This is a genomic window from Pseudomonas citronellolis, assembly GCF_001586155.1.
Classification (GTDB): domain Bacteria; phylum Pseudomonadota; class Gammaproteobacteria; order Pseudomonadales; family Pseudomonadaceae; genus Pseudomonas; species Pseudomonas citronellolis.
Window position 1 is genome coordinate 5,849,609 of the sequence record NZ_CP014158.1, and the last position, 15,139, is coordinate 5,864,747.

The 15,139-nt window shown below is 65.3% G+C and carries 15 protein-coding genes and 1 pseudogene; 12 read left to right on the forward strand and 4 right to left on the reverse strand.

Annotated elements, in window-relative coordinates; translation table 11 throughout:
* Positions 1-241 precede the first annotated feature (241 nt).
* The 3 genes from PcP3B5_RS25565 to purU form a co-directional block, all read right to left on the reverse strand.
* The gene (locus tag PcP3B5_RS25565; protein ID WP_061562725.1) at positions 242-1,225 is read right to left on the reverse strand and encodes a zinc-dependent alcohol dehydrogenase family protein; all 984 of its coding nucleotides are present in this window, start codon (positions 1,223-1,225) and stop codon (positions 242-244) included.
* 26 nt (positions 1,226-1,251) lie between these two features.
* Complete coding sequence (locus PcP3B5_RS25570) at positions 1,252-1,437, reverse strand: hypothetical protein (RefSeq protein WP_061562726.1); 186 nt, start codon at positions 1,435-1,437, stop codon at positions 1,252-1,254.
* 185 nt (positions 1,438-1,622) lie between these two features.
* Positions 1,623-2,474 (reverse strand): formyltetrahydrofolate deformylase, encoded by an 852-nt coding sequence (purU, locus tag PcP3B5_RS25575; protein ID WP_009615828.1) that lies wholly within the window; start codon positions 2,472-2,474, stop codon positions 1,623-1,625.
* Positions 2,475-2,725: 251 nt separating this feature from the next.
* Here purU and mvaT point away from each other — a divergent pair, with 251 nt between their 5' ends.
* On the forward strand, positions 2,726-3,100 hold the full coding sequence (gene mvaT / locus PcP3B5_RS25580; protein WP_009615827.1) for a histone-like nucleoid-structuring protein MvaT: 375 nt from the start codon (positions 2,726-2,728) through the stop codon (positions 3,098-3,100).
* Positions 3,101-3,183: 83 nt separating this feature from the next.
* Here the strand turns inward: mvaT and sbcB are convergent, their stop codons facing one another.
* On the reverse strand, positions 3,184-4,617 hold the full coding sequence (sbcB, locus tag PcP3B5_RS25585; protein ID WP_061562727.1) for an exodeoxyribonuclease I: 1,434 nt from the start codon (positions 4,615-4,617) through the stop codon (positions 3,184-3,186).
* A 116-nt stretch (positions 4,618-4,733) separates the two neighbouring features.
* Between sbcB and PcP3B5_RS25590 the strand changes: the two genes are divergently transcribed.
* From PcP3B5_RS25590 to PcP3B5_RS25635, 11 genes and pseudogenes are all read left to right on the forward strand, one after another.
* Positions 4,734-5,489, forward strand: coding sequence for a hypothetical protein (locus PcP3B5_RS25590; RefSeq protein ID WP_061562728.1), 756 nt, complete (start codon positions 4,734-4,736; stop codon positions 5,487-5,489).
* A gap of 90 nt (positions 5,490-5,579) precedes the next feature.
* Positions 5,580-6,305: an RDD family protein gene (locus PcP3B5_RS25595; RefSeq protein ID WP_043273289.1), complete on the forward strand. Its 726-nt coding sequence runs from the start codon at positions 5,580-5,582 to the stop codon at positions 6,303-6,305.
* The gene (locus tag PcP3B5_RS25600) at positions 6,302-7,285 is read left to right on the forward strand and encodes a stage II sporulation protein M (protein WP_009615817.1); all 984 of its coding nucleotides are present in this window, start codon (positions 6,302-6,304) and stop codon (positions 7,283-7,285) included. Before PcP3B5_RS25595 ends, PcP3B5_RS25600 begins: the two co-directional genes overlap by 4 nt.
* Positions 7,272-8,843, forward strand: a complete 1,572-nt coding sequence (locus PcP3B5_RS25605; protein ID WP_061562729.1) for a DUF4129 domain-containing protein — start codon at positions 7,272-7,274, stop codon at positions 8,841-8,843. The genes PcP3B5_RS25600 and PcP3B5_RS25605 overlap by 14 nt, the downstream gene beginning before the upstream one ends.
* Positions 8,840-10,114: a DUF4350 domain-containing protein gene (locus PcP3B5_RS25610; RefSeq protein ID WP_061562730.1), complete on the forward strand. Its 1,275-nt coding sequence runs from the start codon at positions 8,840-8,842 to the stop codon at positions 10,112-10,114. Before PcP3B5_RS25605 ends, PcP3B5_RS25610 begins: the two co-directional genes overlap by 4 nt.
* Before the next feature lie 64 nt (positions 10,115-10,178).
* Positions 10,179-10,550 (forward strand): site-specific integrase, encoded by a 372-nt coding sequence (locus tag PcP3B5_RS25615; RefSeq protein WP_061562731.1) that lies wholly within the window; start codon positions 10,179-10,181, stop codon positions 10,548-10,550.
* Positions 10,551-10,601: 51 nt separating this feature from the next.
* Complete coding sequence (locus PcP3B5_RS25620; RefSeq protein ID WP_061560270.1) at positions 10,602-11,774, forward strand: IS4 family transposase; 1,173 nt, start codon at positions 10,602-10,604, stop codon at positions 11,772-11,774.
* A 28-nt stretch (positions 11,775-11,802) separates the two neighbouring features.
* Positions 11,803-12,195: pseudogene (locus tag PcP3B5_RS31190) on the forward strand (site-specific integrase); the annotation flags it as partial.
* A 37-nt stretch (positions 12,196-12,232) separates the two neighbouring features.
* Positions 12,233-12,628, forward strand: a complete 396-nt coding sequence (locus PcP3B5_RS25625) for a TetR/AcrR family transcriptional regulator (protein ID WP_061562732.1) — start codon at positions 12,233-12,235, stop codon at positions 12,626-12,628.
* Positions 12,615-12,878 carry a hypothetical protein gene (locus PcP3B5_RS25630; protein ID WP_061562733.1) on the forward strand — a complete coding sequence of 88 codons (264 nt, stop codon included), beginning with the start codon at positions 12,615-12,617 and terminating at the stop codon, positions 12,876-12,878. The genes PcP3B5_RS25625 and PcP3B5_RS25630 overlap by 14 nt, the downstream gene beginning before the upstream one ends.
* A 268-nt stretch (positions 12,879-13,146) precedes the next feature.
* The gene (locus tag PcP3B5_RS25635) at positions 13,147-14,913 is read left to right on the forward strand and encodes a hypothetical protein (RefSeq protein WP_061562734.1); all 1,767 of its coding nucleotides are present in this window, start codon (positions 13,147-13,149) and stop codon (positions 14,911-14,913) included.
* The last annotated feature ends 226 nt before the right edge of the window (positions 14,914-15,139 follow it).

Sequence of the window (15,139 nt, forward strand, 5' to 3'; positions counted from 1 at the left end):
TGGCGCGGATGGGGAGGTGTAGGAGCGGACCTTGTCCGCGATAGCCGGAACCACCGGCGCGTTTCGCGGATAAGATCCGCTCCTACACCGTCCGGCAAACCCATCGCCATGGTCCGATGGGTATCGCAAGCTCAACCCATCCTACGAAAAGCACCTCGGCGCAGTCGGCAAGACAGTTGCGCCTACCGCACAGGCAGGCACGGCTCGTTCCCACGAAAAGCCGGGGTATCCCGCTGCCCCCTTACGGCACCAACACCGCCGCGCCCTGAAAACGCCCGTGGCGCAGGTCGTCCAGGGCCTGGTTGGCCTGCTCTAGCGGGTAGCGCTGCACCTCGGTACGCACCCCGGCCCGGGCGGCGACGGGGAAGAACTCCAGGCCGTCGCGGCGGGTCAGGTTGGCCACCGAAACCAGCTCGCGCTCGCCCCACAGGATCGAATAGGGGAAGCTCGGGATGTCGCTCATGTGGATGCCGGCGCACACCACCCGGCCGCCCTTGCGCACGGCGCGCAGCGCGGCGGGCACCAGTTCGCCAGCCGGGGCGTAGATGATCGCCGCGTCCAGCGGCTGCGGCGGCACCTGGTCGGATGGGCCGGCCCAGACGGCGCCCAATGAGCGGGCGAAAGCCTCGGCGGCGTGGTCGCCGGGGCGGCTGAAGGCATAGACCTCGCGCCCCTGCCAGCGCGCCACCTGCAACACGATATGCGCCGCTGCGCCGAAGCCGTAGAGGCCCAGGCGCCGGCCGTCGCCGGCCTTGACCAGCGAGCGCCAGCCGATCAGCCCGGCGCAGAGCAACGGCGCCAGCTCGGCGTCGTCGCCCGCCTCGCCCAGGGCGAAGGTGAAGCGCGCATCGGCCACCACGTACTCGGCATAGCCTCCCGGCCGGGTGTAGCCGGTGAACTGCGGCGCGTCGCAGAGGTTTTCCTGGTCGCGGGTACAGGGCGGACAGTGACCGCAGGTATGCCCCAGCCAGGGCACGCCGACCCGCTGGCCCAGGGTGAAACCCTCGACGCCTGCGCCCAGGGCATCGACGTAACCGACGATCTCGTGCCCGGGGATCACCGGCAGGGGCACCGCCGGCAGCTCGCCGTCGACCACGTGCAGGTCGGTACGGCACACCCCGCAGGCCGCCACGCGCACGCGCAGCTCACCTGGGCCGGGTTGCGGCACGGGCAGCTCGCGCAGTCGCAGCGGCTGGCCCACCTGTTCGAGCAGCATGGCGCGCATGGGTCACCTCCACACGGGCGAATCGGCTAGGGTTTCTTCGGCGGCGCCTCGGGGCGCCCCCCTTCGTCCAGCAGTTCGCGCCAGAGTTCGGCGGCGCCGGGGAACTCGGTGCCGTCCTCCTCGCTCAGCGCATCGATGTCGTAGCGGCTGGTACAGCCCTCGCCCAGGGTGGGCGGCAGGGTGGCTGTGCCGGGGGCTTTCTCGTCGGACATGGCCGGGCTCTCCTGCAATGCGGGTTCGCCCGGCCGACGCGGCTCAGGGCCTGTTTACGATCTCGCGGGCTAGAGCAGAACAAGGCAGAAACAGGCGAGAGAGCGCAGTTTAGTCCGCTAAATGAGCATCGCTCGCCTGTTTTTAACGCCGTTATGCCGACGCGCAGCAGATCGTGGACAGGTCCTCAGTCGAACACCACGGTCTTGTTATCGTGCACCAGCACGCGGTCTTCCAGGTGATAGCGCAAACCGCGCGCCAGCACCATCTTTTCCACGTCCTTGCCCAGGCGCACCATTTCCTCGACGTTGTCGCGGTGGCTCACGCGCACCACGTCCTGCTCGATGATCGGGCCGGCGTCCAGTTCCTCGGTGACGTAGTGGCAGGTCGCGCCGATCAGCTTCACGCCGCGCAGCGACGCCTGGTGATAGGGCTTGGCGCCGATGAACGAGGGCAGGAAGCTGTGGTGGATGTTGATCACCTGGTGGCGGTACTTCTGGCACAGGTCCGGCGGCAGGATCTGCATGTAGCGCGCCAGCACCACGTTGTCGGCCTGGTGCTCGTCGATCAGCCGCGACACCTCGTCGAAGGCCGGCTGCTTGTTCTTCGCATCCACCGGTACGTGGAAGTAGGGGATGCCGTGCCACTCGACCATGCTGCGCAGGTCGTCGTGGTTGGCGATCACGCAGGGGATCTCGCAGTCCAGCTCGCCGCTGTGCCAGCGGTGCAGCAGGTCGGCCAGGCAGTGCGACTCGCGGCTGGCCATCAGCACCACGCGCTTCTTCACCGCCGAGTCGGTGATGCGCCAGACCATGTTGAACTCGCGGGCGATGGGGGCGAAGGCCTGGCGGAACCCGTCGAGGTCGAACGGCAGGGAGTCGGCGCGAATCTCGTGCCGCATGAAGAACCAGCCGTTGTCGTTGTCGGAGTGATGACTGGCCTCGGTGATCCAGCCGTTGTAAGTGGCCAGGAAATTACTCACCTTGGCGACGATGCCGACCCCGTCGGGACAGGCGATCACCAGTCGGAAAGTGCGCATGGGTGTGGCTCCAGATACTTCGCGAAGGCCGCCATTCTAGCGGCTGCCCGGGAAAACCGCGACCGCCGCCAAGGGACATTCGGACAGGTCCTGATTTAAGTGCGCGGACAATACGTCTATCGAAGCAACTTAAATATTACGTTAAGTAGCCAGAAAACTTTATCCAATGGTTTACTCGAACAAATCGGCTGACTATTATTGGGAGTACTAATATTCCAGCAACGCTTGACCTCAAGACAAGGTACGCCGACATGTCACTGATCAATGAGTACCGCGCCACCGAAGAAGCCATCAAGGAACTTCAAGAGCGCCTCAAGTCCCTGGAAAAGGACGACAAGCTGAAGAAGGAACTGGAGTTCGAAGAGAAACTCCGCACGCTCATGGGCAGCTATGGCAAGTCCCTGCGCGACATCCTCGCGCTGCTCGATCCGGATGCCAAACTGAGCAAGGCCCCGCGTGCCGCCAAGGCCACCGGCAGCAAGCGCGCGCGCAAGGTCAAGCAATACAAGAACCCGCATAACGGCGAAGTCATCGAAACCAAGGGCGGCAACCACAAGACGCTCAAGGAATGGAAGGCCAAGTGGGGCGCCGACACCGTCGAGAGCTGGGCCACCCTGCTGGGCTGAGCCCGCCCCGCCGCGTCACGCGCATTGCGAAAACGCCAGCTTCGGCTGGCGTTTTTTATTGCCCGCGAAGAACTCGCGGAACACTAAAGGCAATAACGCTGACGCAAGACTGCCGCATATGCCTGCCACTCCTGCAGCAATGCCCTGCCCTGCAGCCCAGTATTTTCGAGCTGTTCGGCCAGAGCCACTTCGAAGTTCGCCAGGGTATTGGGCGCGCCGTACTCGTCGAGCATCAGCCGGCAACGGCAGAACTCCCGCCATTGTTCCTGCTCGGCCGTAGACAAAGTTTCCGGAAAATTCCGCGCGCGATAACGGAACAGAAGTTCCACCAGGCGCGGATCGTCGAATGGCCATTGTTCTCGCCCCAGGCGCACGGGGTCCGCCTGGCGTACCTGTTCGCAGAGCCGCCGGTCACGGTCGCCGATAAACCCGTCATATAGCTGCTGTTCCGGATCGGCGACGCCGGGGAAGTTCTCTTGTTCATATATCGCGGCCAGCTTGTCCTGCCACTGCGGCTTGCCTTCGACCAGCACCTGCGCGCGCGCCTGCCAGGCCGCCAGGTCGATGCCCAGGCGCGCCTGGTCCTGCTCGCGCAACACAGCCAGCGGCGCGAGCACCGGGCAGCGGTTGACGTGCACCAGCTTCAGCGGCACCGGCAGCTCGCCCTCGCCCAGTTCCTCGCGGCGGGTGTACAGGCGCTGGCGCAGGGTCTCGGCGTCCAGTTCCAGCAACGGCGCCGGGTCCAGCCCCAGGTCGCAGACGATCAGGGCGTTGCGGTTGCGCGGATGCCACGCCAGCGGCAGCACCAGCGACAGGAAGCTGCGCGCCGCCGAGAAACGCCCGGACACATGCACCAGCGGCTTGAGCAACTGCACTTGGTCGAGCACCGCGTGCTTGCCGCGCAGGCGGTAGAGGAAGTCGTAGAGCTTGGGCTGGCGCTGGCGGAGCAGCCGGGCCATGGCGATGGTCGCGCGCACGTCGGACAGCGCGTCGTGGGCCTGGCCGTGCTCCAGGCCGTTGGCCTCGGTCAGGCGCTCCAGCTTCAGGGTGACCACGCCTTCGTCGTTCAGCGGCCACTGGATGCCTTCCGGGCGCAGCGCGTAGGCGGTGCGCACCAGGTCGATGAGGTCCCAGCGGCTGTTGCCGCCTTGCCATTCGCGGGCGTAGGGGTCGAAGAAGTTGCGGTAGAGGCTGTAGCGGGTGACTTCGTCGTCGAAGCGCAGGGTGTTGTAGCCGGCCACGCAGGTGCCCGGGCGCGACAGCTCGGCGTGCAGGCGGGTCATGAACTCGGCTTCGCCCAGGCCCTGCTCTTCCAGGCGCTGCGGGGTGATGCCGGTGATCAGACAGGCTGCCGGATGCGGCAGGATGTCGTCGCTGGGGCGGCAATAGAAATTCAGCGGCGCCTCGATCTCGTTGAGCGCCTCGTCGGTGCGGATGCCGGCGACCTGCAACGGGCGGTCGCGGCGCGGGTCGATGCCGGTGGTCTCGTAGTCGTACCAGAAGATGCTGGCGGTCATGACGCTCTCCCTTGGCCTGGCCGGGCAGTCTACCATCCCCCCGCGGGCTGCCCGGAACCTCGGTATGGGTTATGGTGTAGGCGCGGTTTCTTTCACATCACCAGGGATTGGCTCATATGAACCAGGAATTCGAACAGAACCCCTACGCGACACCGGCCAGCCAGCTGCAGCAGAACCCCACGGGCGCGGGCGCGCCCAGCATCGAGGAAGCCCTCGCCCGCGGCTACGACTTCCGCATCGGCGACGTGCTGGGCGAAGCCTGGCACAAGGTCAAGGGCATGAAGGGCACGCTGGTGGTCGCGGCGATCATCTACGGCGTGGCGGTCAACCTGCTGAGCTTCGTCATCGCCTTCGTCCTCGGCCTGCTGGGCCTGATCCACGACTCCGAACCCGGCGCGCTGCAAATCATCGTCAGCGTCCTCGCCAGCGCGCTCTGCTACCCGCTGCTGGCCGGGCTGAACATGATCGGCATCCGCCGCGCCGCCGATCAGCCGGCGACCATCAACGAGCTGTTCGCCTACTTCGGCCTGTTCGTCCCGCTGCTCATCACCGGCCTTGCGATCACCGTGCTGACCTACCTGGGCCTGTTCCTGCTGGTGCTGCCGGGCATCTACCTGGGCGTCTCCTATGCCCTGGCCATCCCGCTGGTGGTGGAGCGCGGTCTGTCGCCCTGGCAGGCCATGGAGGCCTCGCGCAAAGCCATCGGCCAGCACTGGTTCAAGGTCTTCGGCCTGTTCCTGGCGCTCGGCCTGATCATGCTGCTCAGCGCCATCCCGCTGCTGATCGGCCTGGTCTGGACGCTGCCGCTGGCCTTCATCGCCATCGGCGTGCTCTACCGCACCATCTTCGGCGTCTTGCCGCCGGCCAACTGAGAAACAGCCCGGAATTGCCCGCCGCCCTGGTTGCCTAGCAGGGCGGCGCTGGCTAGCATCGGACTTTCCCTCTAGCGACTGCCAACGCCCTTGATCGCCGCCGCGCCACCACGCCCCGCCAGCCCGCCGCTGGACACCCGCTACCAGGTGGAAACCCCGGAAGGCATCGACCTGCTCCTGCGCCCGGCCGGGCCGGTGGCCCGCGCCCTGGCCTACCTGATCGACCTGGGCATCCGCGTGCTGCTGATGCTGGTGATGTACATCCTGCTGGCCTTCCTCGGTCAACTGGGCACCGGCCTGGGGCTGCTGCTCACCTTCCTCGTCACCTGGTGGTACATGGTCCTGTTCGAAGTGCTCAACCAGGGGCGCTCGCCCGGCAAGCAGGTCATGGGCCTGCGCGTGGTCCACGACGACGGCACGCCGGTCGGCTGGCCCGCCTCGCTGCTGCGCAACCTGCTGCGCTTCGCCGACATCCTGCCCTTCGGCTACACCCTGGGCCTGCTGGCCTGCCTGTCCAACCCGGCGTTCAAGCGCCTGGGCGACCTGGCCGCCGGCACCCTGGTGATCTATCGCGACCCGCCGCCGAGCCGGCCGCCGGTTCCCCAGGTGCCGCCGCAACTGCCGCCGTGCCCGCTGAGCCTGGCCGAGCAGCGCGCCGTCACCGGCTTCAGCGAACGTGCCGCGGGCCTGTCGGCGGCGCGCCGCGAGGAGCTGGCGGGGATTCTCGCCGAGCCCCTGGGCGTGCCCGCGGAACAGGCCGAGGCGCGCCTGGCCGGCATCGCCAGCGGCCTGCTCGGCGGAGGCCTGGCGCCATGAAGCAGAGCCTGTTCGAGCAGCGCCACCGCAACGACTGGAAGCGCTTCGCCAAGCGCCTGGAGCAGTTGGAGAGCGGCAAGCGCGAGGAATCCACCCGCGACGGCGACTTCGCCAGCGACTACCGCAGCCTCTGCCAGCAACTGGCCCTGGCCCAGGACCGCGGCTACAGCAGCCACCTGATCGACCACCTGCAGCAATTGGCCATGCGCGGCCACCAGCAGTTCTACCGCCACCGCAGCCACCTCGGCTCGCGGCTGATCGGCTTCCTGCTGGCCGGCTTCCCGCGCCTGGTGCGCGAAGAGTGGCGCGCCATCGCCGTCGCCAGCCTGCTGTTCTACGGCACCCTGCTGCTCATGGGCGTGCTGGTGTACTGCTTCCCCGACCTGGTCTACAGCGTGCTCAGCGCCGAACGGGTGGCGGAGATGGAAAGCATGTACGCCCCCGACGCCGCGCGCCTGGGCCCGCTGGGCGAGCGCGGCGCCGGGGACAACTGGCAGATGTTCGCCTTCTACGTGATGAACAACATCGGCATCGCCTTCCAGACCTTCGCCAGCGGCCTGCTGTTCGGCCTGGGCAGCCTGTTCTTCCTGTTCTTCAACGGCCTGATGATAGGCGCGGTGGCCGGCCACCTGACGCAGATCGGCTACGTGCAGACCTTCTGGTCCTTCGTCATCGGCCACGGCGCCTTCGAGCTGACCGCCGTCACCTTCGCCGGCGCCGCCGGGCTCAAGCTCGGCTGGGCGCTGCTCGCCCCGGGGCGCCTGAGCCGCGGCGAGGCACTGCGCCAGGCCGCGGCCAAGGCCATCCAGCTGGTCGCCGGGGTGATCCTGCTGCTGCTCGTCGCCGCCTTCGTCGAGGGCTACTGGTCCTCGCTCACGCGCTTCCCGGCCACGGTCAAGTACGGCGTCGGCGCCGCGCTCTGGCTGCTGGTCGGCAGCTACTTCCTGTTCGCCGGACGCCAACGCCATGCGCCTGACTGACGCCAGCGTGGCGATCCGCCCGCGCAGCGCCTGGGAAGCGCTGGACCTCGGCGTGCTCCTGGCGCGGCGGCATGCCGGGCTGCTGATGGCCAGCTGGGCGCTGGTCACGCTGCCGGTGTTCGCCGTGCTCAGCCTGCTGCTGTGGGACTACTCCAGCCTGGCCATCCTGATCTTCTGGTGGCTGAAGCCGGCCTTCGAGCGCCTGCCGCTGTACATCCTCTCCCGCGCCCTGTTCGCCGACACCCCGACGCTGCGCGAAGCCCTGCGCGCTTTCCCCGGCCTGCTGCGGCGCCAGCTGCTGCCCAGCCTGCTGTGGCGGCGCTTCAGCCCGACGCGCAGCTTCGACCTGCCGGTGCTGCAACTGGAAGGCCTGGCCGGTGCGGCGCGCAGCCAGCGCCTGGTGGTGCTGGGCCAGCGCAACGCCGGCGGCGCCACCTGGCTGACGGTGGTCGGCATGCACTTCGAGCTGGCCCTGTACCTGGGGCTGATGGCGCTGCTCTACCTGATGCTGCCGCAGCAATGGCTGTCGGACTGGAAATGGCAGGCCCTGCTGGATGCCCTGCAAGGCGACTGGCAATGGCTGGAGCACCTGTCCAACCTGCTCTACGCGCTGGTCCTGGTGGTCTGGGAGCCGGTCTACGTGGCCTGCGGATTCACCCTCTACCTCAACCGCCGCACCGAGCTGGAGGCCTGGGACATCGAACTGGTGTTCCGCCGCCTGCGCCAGCGCCTGGTGGGCAGCGCCTACGCCCTGCTGCTGGTGTGCGCCGGCGCCCTGGCGATGCTGCCCGGCAGCGCGCCCTGGGCCGCGGAAAGCGCCACCAGCTGCCCGCTGCCCAACCAGGACCCGAACGGCCCCGAAGCCGCGCGCCTGCTGCACCAGAAGCTGACCAGCGAGCAGTCGCGCCAGGCCGTCGACGCCCTGCTCGACGCCCCGCCCTTCCGCAACAGCGAGACGGTCACCCGCTGGCGCCTGGGCGAGCCGCCCAGGGAGAAGGCCGGCAAGGGCAACGAGGACGACCTCAAGGCCTTCTTCGAGGCCCTGGCCCACTGGCGGCCGCTGGGCCTGATCCTGCAATCGCTGCAGACGCTGCTGTGGGCCGCGCTGATCGCCGCCGTGGTCCTGCTGCTGTGGCGCTACCGCGAATGGCTGCGCCTGTTCGCCAGCCGCCTGGGCCTGCCGCAGAAGGCCCCGCGCGAGGCGCCGGCGGTGCTGTTCGGCCTGGAACTGGCGCCGGAAAGCCTGCCCGAGGACGTCGCCAGCGCCGCCGAGCGGCTCTGGGACGAGCAGCCCCGCGCGGCGCTGGGCCTGCTCTACCGCGCCCTGCTCAGCCGCCTGCTGCACGACTACCGGGTGCCGCTGCGCGACTCCAGCACCGAAGGCGAAGTGCTGGGCCAGGTTGAAGGCCTGCAGCAACCCGAGCTGGACAGCTACGCGCGGGAACTGACCGGCCACTGGCAGGCCCTCGCCTATGGCCACCGCCTGCCGCCCGGCGAACTGCGCCAGGCGCTGTGCGACGGCTGGCGCCGGCTGTTCGGCCCGGGAGCGCCGGCATGAGCCGTTCCACCCGCTGGCTGCTCGGCGTGCTGGTGCTGCTGGTCGGCGCCGCCGTGGCCTGGTACCTGTACCTGAACCTGCGGCCCTACCCGGAGAAGATCGAACACGGCCCCTCCCCCGAGGTGCGGGCCAACCCCTACCTGGCCGCCGAGCGCTTCCTCCGCGGCCGCGGCCTGCGGGTCGACAGCGCCAAGGGCCTGGAGGTGCTCGACAACCTCCCCAGCCAGGGCCACACCCTGATCCTGCTGGGCGGCCGCGAGAACGTCACCCCCGCGCAGAACCGCGCCCTGCTCGACTGGGCGCGCCGCGGCGGCCACCTGATCGTCACTGCCGAACGCCTGTGGGACGAGAAGGACGGCAAGAGCGGCGACCTGCTGCTCGACCCGCTGGGCATCCAGCAATACCTGACCGAGGACCTGGACAAGGGCGCCAGCGCCGACAAGCCCGAAGCCGATGGCGAGGCCGCGGCGCCGGCCAAGGTGCCGCCGCCCAAGGGCGTCGAGCAGCCAGCGTCCCCCGCGGCGGACCCGGCCAAGGCCGGGGAAGAAGAGGACGCGGACGCCTACCCGGACCTGACCAAGCTCTACCTGGAAAACGAGCAGGCCCCGGCCTACATCGGCTTCGACACCGAGTACCACCTCTACGACTCGAAGAACCTCGCCTACGCCTGGGCCAACAGCCACGACGCCACCCACCTGCTGCAACTGCAGCTGGGCGACGGCCTGGTCACGGTGCTGACCGACAACTGGATCTGGCAGACCGCCAACCTCGACGCCTACGACAACGCCTGGCTGCTCTGGTACCTGACCCAGGACAGCGCCGTGACCCTGGTCTACCGCGCCGAGGGCGACAGCCTGCTCAACCTGCTGCTGCGCAACTACCCGCAGGCGCTGGTCGCCCTCGCCCTGCTGCTGGCGCTGCTGCTGTGGCGCGCCGGCCAGCGCCAGGGCCCGCTGCAACCGGTGCCCAGCCGCGCCCGCCGGCAACTGGTGGAACACCTGCGCGCCGGCGCCGACTTCCTGCTCCGCCAGCGCGGCCACGTGGCCCTGGTGCAAGGCCTGCAGCGCGACGTGCTGCGCCGCGCGCGGCAGCGCCAGCCGGGCTTCGAACGCCTGCCGATCGCCGAACAGTGGCAACTGCTCGGGCGCATGACGCGCCTGCCGGTCAGCGCCATCAGCCAGGCCATGCGGCCCTACCCGGCGCCACGCATGAGCGCCGCCGAATTCACCCGCCAGGTCGACCACCTGCAAAGCCTCAGGAATGCCCTATGATCCGGCACCTTGTAAAGGTTAGATCGCCGAGGCGCAGAAGCACCGCCATGCGCTCTTCCTCGGCTTGGCTCTGGGGGAAAAGCAAGCACGCACGCTTTCGAGTGGCGCTTGGGGCATCTATCTTAAGGCATTCGCCAAGGACTGCGGTCTGAGCTGGAACCTCACCAGCCACCAATTCCGCCGCAAATTCGCTAACTACGTCGCGCATAGCCGCTTTGGCGACTTGCGCTATCTCAAGCAGCACTTCGCACACTGGTCGATGGACATGACTTTGGGCTACGCCATGGACGGCAGTTGGGGGCAACACCTGGACCTTGAGCTGCATGACAAGATTCAGGCGGAGCTGGAAGACATCAAGCTCGGCGTTGTTGGTAGCTGGATGCACTACTGTCCGGAATATTTTCGAGGGGGCGTCTGGAGGGCTTGCGGGGGCTGAAGGCACGGGTTAAACCGTTGAGCGCCAACTCAACCTCACAGCCCCCGCAAGATGTTCAGGATAAGCCGTTTTCACGATGTACTAAAAGCGCTGCCTCGCGGCGTCTTCGATCGACTGGTCGCCGAACACGGCGCCGACAAGCACAGCAAGCGCTTTGGCAGCTGGGATCACCTGGTCGCCATGGTGTATGCCCAACTGGCCGGCGTGAGCAGCCTGCGGGCGCTTGAAACCAGCTTCAACAGCCATCCCCATCAGCACTATCACCTGGGGACGGGCCCGATCCGGCGTTCCACCCTGGCCGATGCCAACGAACGCCGTAATACCGAGGTCTTCGCCCAGGTTGCGCACTACCTGATGGCGGGCGTCTGCCGGCAGTTACGCCGTGACGGGAAGGAACTGCTGTACCTGCTGGACTCCACCACGATCACCCTCAAGGGCCCTGGCTTCGACGAATGGACGCTGTCCAATCGAACCCGCTCCCAGGGGCTGAAAGTCCATGTGCTGTATGCCGAGCAGGCGGCAGCACCGGTGCATTGCAGCTTCAGCGCAGCCAACGTCAACGACATCGACGAAGGCCGGACGCTGGGTATCGAGCCACAGGCCACCTACGTATTCGACAAGGGCTATTACGACTTCAACTGGTGGGCGAGCCTGGATGCCCAGAAGGCCCGCTTCGTCACACGATTCAAGTCCAATGTGCGGCTCAAGGTCCTGGCCCAGCGCGAGGTTCCCCAGCAAGACCGGGAAACGATCCTGCGAGACGAAGAGGTGAGCTTCTCCAACCGCAACCCAGGTGGCCGACGGCGTAATCACTACACCCAGCCCCTGCGGCGGATCCTGGTGAACCGCCCAGGCGATGAGCCGCCTCTGAGCCTGGCGACCAACGACCTGAGCAGCCCGGCGGCAGAAATCGCCGAGCGCTATCGGGATCGCTGGCGGATCGAGCTGTTTTTCAAATGGATCAAGCAACACCTGAAGGTCAGGCGTTTCCTGGGCCGTAGCGAGAATGCCGTGCGCATCCAGATTCTCTGTGCGCTGATCAGCTACTTGCTGCTGAACCTTTACCAACGCAGGACGGGAACGCGGCAAAGCCTGTGGATGCTGATGGTGGAGGTACAGGCAACGCTGTTTCAGCGCCCAGGCCTGGAGGCCGAACGTTACCGACGACGGCAGGAGCGAATACGCGAGATCAACCTGCGTCAGGGGCAGCTGTTAATAGCATGAGGCGTGCCGGACAGCAGTGTAGCTGGATGGGGACGTCTCCCTGGCCGGCGGCTACGGTCGCGCACTGAAACAGTGGCAGCGAGAGCCGCAGAACCTGCTGATCTTCAAGGACCACGCATCCATGCTGAAGTCCATTGCCAAGAGCACTGCAATTCGCAGTAACGGCCATGCCTGGTGTACCGTAGACAATGACGGCTGTATTGGTAATACCCTTGAGCGCACTCGCTGCAGCAACTGCACCAATGCCGTGATCGGGCGCCGCCACATGCCCATTTACCAGCGACTCTACGATGACCTGAAAGGGCTGCTGCACTGCTCGGACATTGGCGAGGGCGGCCGCCAACGCGTTGAGCGCGACCTAAATCGCTGTCGTGACGTATTGGCCCAGTTAGGCATCGCGTCGGAGACACTGATCGCATGAGGCCAAAGGAAAAGGCAGTCAAAAAAGCAAGCCAGCCGTGGACCGTGAAAAGGACTTGAAGCTCGCCCTCTATCGAATCCAGAAGGGCCGCGCTCACACCGGGGAAACCAAAGTCACCATCGCTGCAGTAGCCCGAGAAGCGAAAGTATCGACGGCACTGATCCACAACTACTACCCAGACATTGCCGAGGCTATCCGCGAGGCTCAGGGACGAACCAGTCGTGCCATGCGCGATGCAAAACACCAAGACTTGATCGCCGAGCGCAAGAAGTCCGCAGACTACCGTCAGGAGATTGAGGGATTGCGAGCCAAGGTCGCCCTCCTCGCGTCGATCAACGAGGTTCTGCTGAACGAAAATGAGGTCCTAAAATCCAAGCTGAAAGACCGAAAGGTGGTCGATCTGGACTCGAGGAAGCCACATGACTACTGCTGAAAACTGGAAGGCATTTGACTTGGCAGAATGGTGTCTGGACTTGATGATCAGCCACTATGCGCGGCAGATCCACGCTGAGCGACAGCGACCTGAGCCTGATTATGCATTGATCGCCTCCTGGCAGTTGGAACAGGGCCGCCTAGACGATGAACGCGATGCCCTGCGCATCGAGGATCAGGCGAACAACGAGCGGGTATTAAGGGCCTATGGCCCGCTTGCGCGCACCCCCTATAAGCCCCGGCCAGCATAGCGTGAGAGTTCTTCATCACCAGACTATGAGTTGTTCATCATCAAGTGAACTTCTCCCGCTCCGGTAGACATCTCCGTCCTATGCTCGGGTCACAATCTCAAAGTGGCACTTGTCCATAACTGCTTTCGGGCATTCGCTCCCTAGCCCGACTTTTTCCCATGCAGCATTGGCTTCCCTCGCATACGTCCAGCGAACAGCCCCCACATGATTCCGGGGCGCGCTGTTGGATTAAAGTAGCGGCTGCTGACATCACTTAGGGAACCGAATTATGACCGAAGCCTGGATTCTTCAAACCTCTGAAATTCGGCGTCCGTTCTCGCGGGCGACCTGGATCCCCCTTCGTGCGTCGTTGAATGACGAGAAAGGCAACGTGAAGGAAGTGGGGTATGTCGCGGACGTATTCGCCTGCGGCTCCGTCGCCTTTCCAAAGCAGCATCACGGGCTCGCCGAGCGCTTGAGTTGGAGTGACATCGGCACCGGGCATACCGTGGCGCCGTTTGCCTACTCGGATGGCCATTACTCGCCGATCGATGTGTATCAATACAACGACAAAGAGCCCATCGGGATCAACCTCGTTTTCGAGCATCCGCAGCCCGTCATCGGAGGCCGGCAGTGGATTCTGAATCCAGACTTGGTGGTCGCGCTTGGCCTGATTAAGGAGGGCCCGAACTGGGTTAGGCCGGAAGAGGACTTTGTCGTGGTCGCAAGGGAGACAATGGACAGCGACGGCAGCCATCGCCTGATCGAGATCAAGCGGGAATTCCTGATGGATTACCTGGCCGCTCGCGGCCTGTCCCTCCGCCTCTCCTATTACCGTCAGCGCGTCGAGAACGTCGCCAGCCTCAAGGACAGTCTTTATGCAGGCTTGAACGAGATCCAAGAGCAGCGTGAAGGCGGAAGATATGAATTGCGAATCAAGGAGCTGGACGCCGTTTTCGGCGGCAGTTGGGCGTTAATGCGAGTGTGGCGCACCGATGTCGACGAAGAGGAAGACGCCCCAATCATGGGGCCCGAGACGAACCGCAACACCGCATCGGAGAGCGCCAAAGGCCATCGAAGCGGATATCCGGGGGTGCGCGTCGAAGGCGAGTTCTGGCGAGACGAGTGGATTGAGCACCAGGGCAAGAGCACCCGAGTGCGCAGGGATCAAGATCAGAACCTTCCGCACTTCATCGTTGATACCGACGGCTCGCGAGAGTTCTCAGCCAAACTCAATGACGAAGACATTGGACGATGGCTCTGGTTCCGCCCATCCGTGGTCACCGACCTTCTGACCCATCGCGGCTTCTCCTTGAAATGGTACACGGCTGAAACCGGCGCGATAAATTCCACATCGGGGTACTCGACCCATTTCGGGATCAACGCCTCGGAGCTCATCACCGTCTACGCTTACGACATCGCCAGGCTACCAGCTTGGGAACAATTCCTCTGGGCCGCGAGTAACGTCGCGCCGGAGGGCAAGGTCAGCGCCGAACTCCTAGCCTCTCAGGTCAAAGCCCAGCCAGCAGATACCAATGCCGTGGAGGAGATGCTATTCGGATGCATGCGGCTGCTGGAAGCCGAATTCCGCCAAGCATTCGGCGTGTCGCTGTTCTCGCACGAGATTGACGACGCAGCGTCGATGCAACACATCTCACGCTTTTCAAGCAAAGATCAGGCTTCGCTCTTACGGCTGGCCAAAGAACTCGTTCGCGTCTTCTCAGATCGACTCGATGTTCGCTCTCTTCGGAAGCTGTCCGAGCACCCTGACAAGGAGAAACTGGGGTCCAACAAGTTGCTGCAAAGTATCCTGGCCCAGAAGGCCGGACAGGAGCGTGCGAGAGAGGTCTTCGCAGCTATCGCCGGCGCCTACGACATGCGCCTTGGCGATGCGCACCCGACGAGCTCGAAGATCGGCGAAGCCCTCAAGCTCGCAGGCATCGACACCACGGCGTCGTATCTGCGGCAGGGCGAGCAGTTGATCCGTAACTTCGGCTACGCCGTTTGGCGCACAGGGAGTCTGCTCTTCGGAGGCAACGAAAAGAGCGAAGGATGAGCCATTCACTGTCGGACTATTCAATGGTGGCCGGTCGGCGCATCGGCGATGAGCGGCGCCAACACGAATCTGGCCGCCCCGTTGCCCCAATGTTCAAGGTATGGCTAAAGCCACGACCTGACTTGTGCTATGCGGAGTGAGGAAGCACAAATTTCGCGAATGTAATAGGGTTGGAGAAAATCACCACTAGCCGTGAATAATCATCGCCAGATAGCGAACTGGCGCC

Bases quoted from the DNA above. Each gene is read 5' to 3' on its own strand.
- PcP3B5_RS25565 (WP_061562725.1), bottom strand. From the start codon at position 1,225: ATGCGCGCCATGCTGCTCGAACAGGTGGGCCAGCCGCTGCGACTGCGC.
- PcP3B5_RS25570 (WP_061562726.1), bottom strand. From the start codon at position 1,437: ATGTCCGACGAGAAAGCCCCCGGCACAGCCACCCTGCCGCCCACCCTG.
- purU (WP_009615828.1), bottom strand. From the start codon at position 2,474: ATGCGCACTTTCCGACTGGTGATCGCCTGTCCCGACGGGGTCGGCATC.
- mvaT (WP_009615827.1), top strand. From the start codon at position 2,726: ATGTCACTGATCAATGAGTACCGCGCCACCGAAGAAGCCATCAAGGAA.
- sbcB (WP_061562727.1), bottom strand. From the start codon at position 4,617: ATGACCGCCAGCATCTTCTGGTACGACTACGAGACCACCGGCATCGAC.
- PcP3B5_RS25590 (WP_061562728.1), top strand. From the start codon at position 4,734: ATGAACCAGGAATTCGAACAGAACCCCTACGCGACACCGGCCAGCCAG.
- PcP3B5_RS25600 (WP_009615817.1), top strand. From the start codon at position 6,302: ATGAAGCAGAGCCTGTTCGAGCAGCGCCACCGCAACGACTGGAAGCGC.
- PcP3B5_RS25605 (WP_061562729.1), top strand. From the start codon at position 7,272: ATGCGCCTGACTGACGCCAGCGTGGCGATCCGCCCGCGCAGCGCCTGG.
- PcP3B5_RS25610 (WP_061562730.1), top strand. From the start codon at position 8,840: ATGAGCCGTTCCACCCGCTGGCTGCTCGGCGTGCTGGTGCTGCTGGTC.
- PcP3B5_RS25620 (WP_061560270.1), top strand. From the start codon at position 10,602: ATGTTCAGGATAAGCCGTTTTCACGATGTACTAAAAGCGCTGCCTCGC.
- PcP3B5_RS25630 (WP_061562733.1), top strand. From the start codon at position 12,615: ATGACTACTGCTGAAAACTGGAAGGCATTTGACTTGGCAGAATGGTGT.
- PcP3B5_RS25635 (WP_061562734.1), top strand. From the start codon at position 13,147: ATGACCGAAGCCTGGATTCTTCAAACCTCTGAAATTCGGCGTCCGTTC.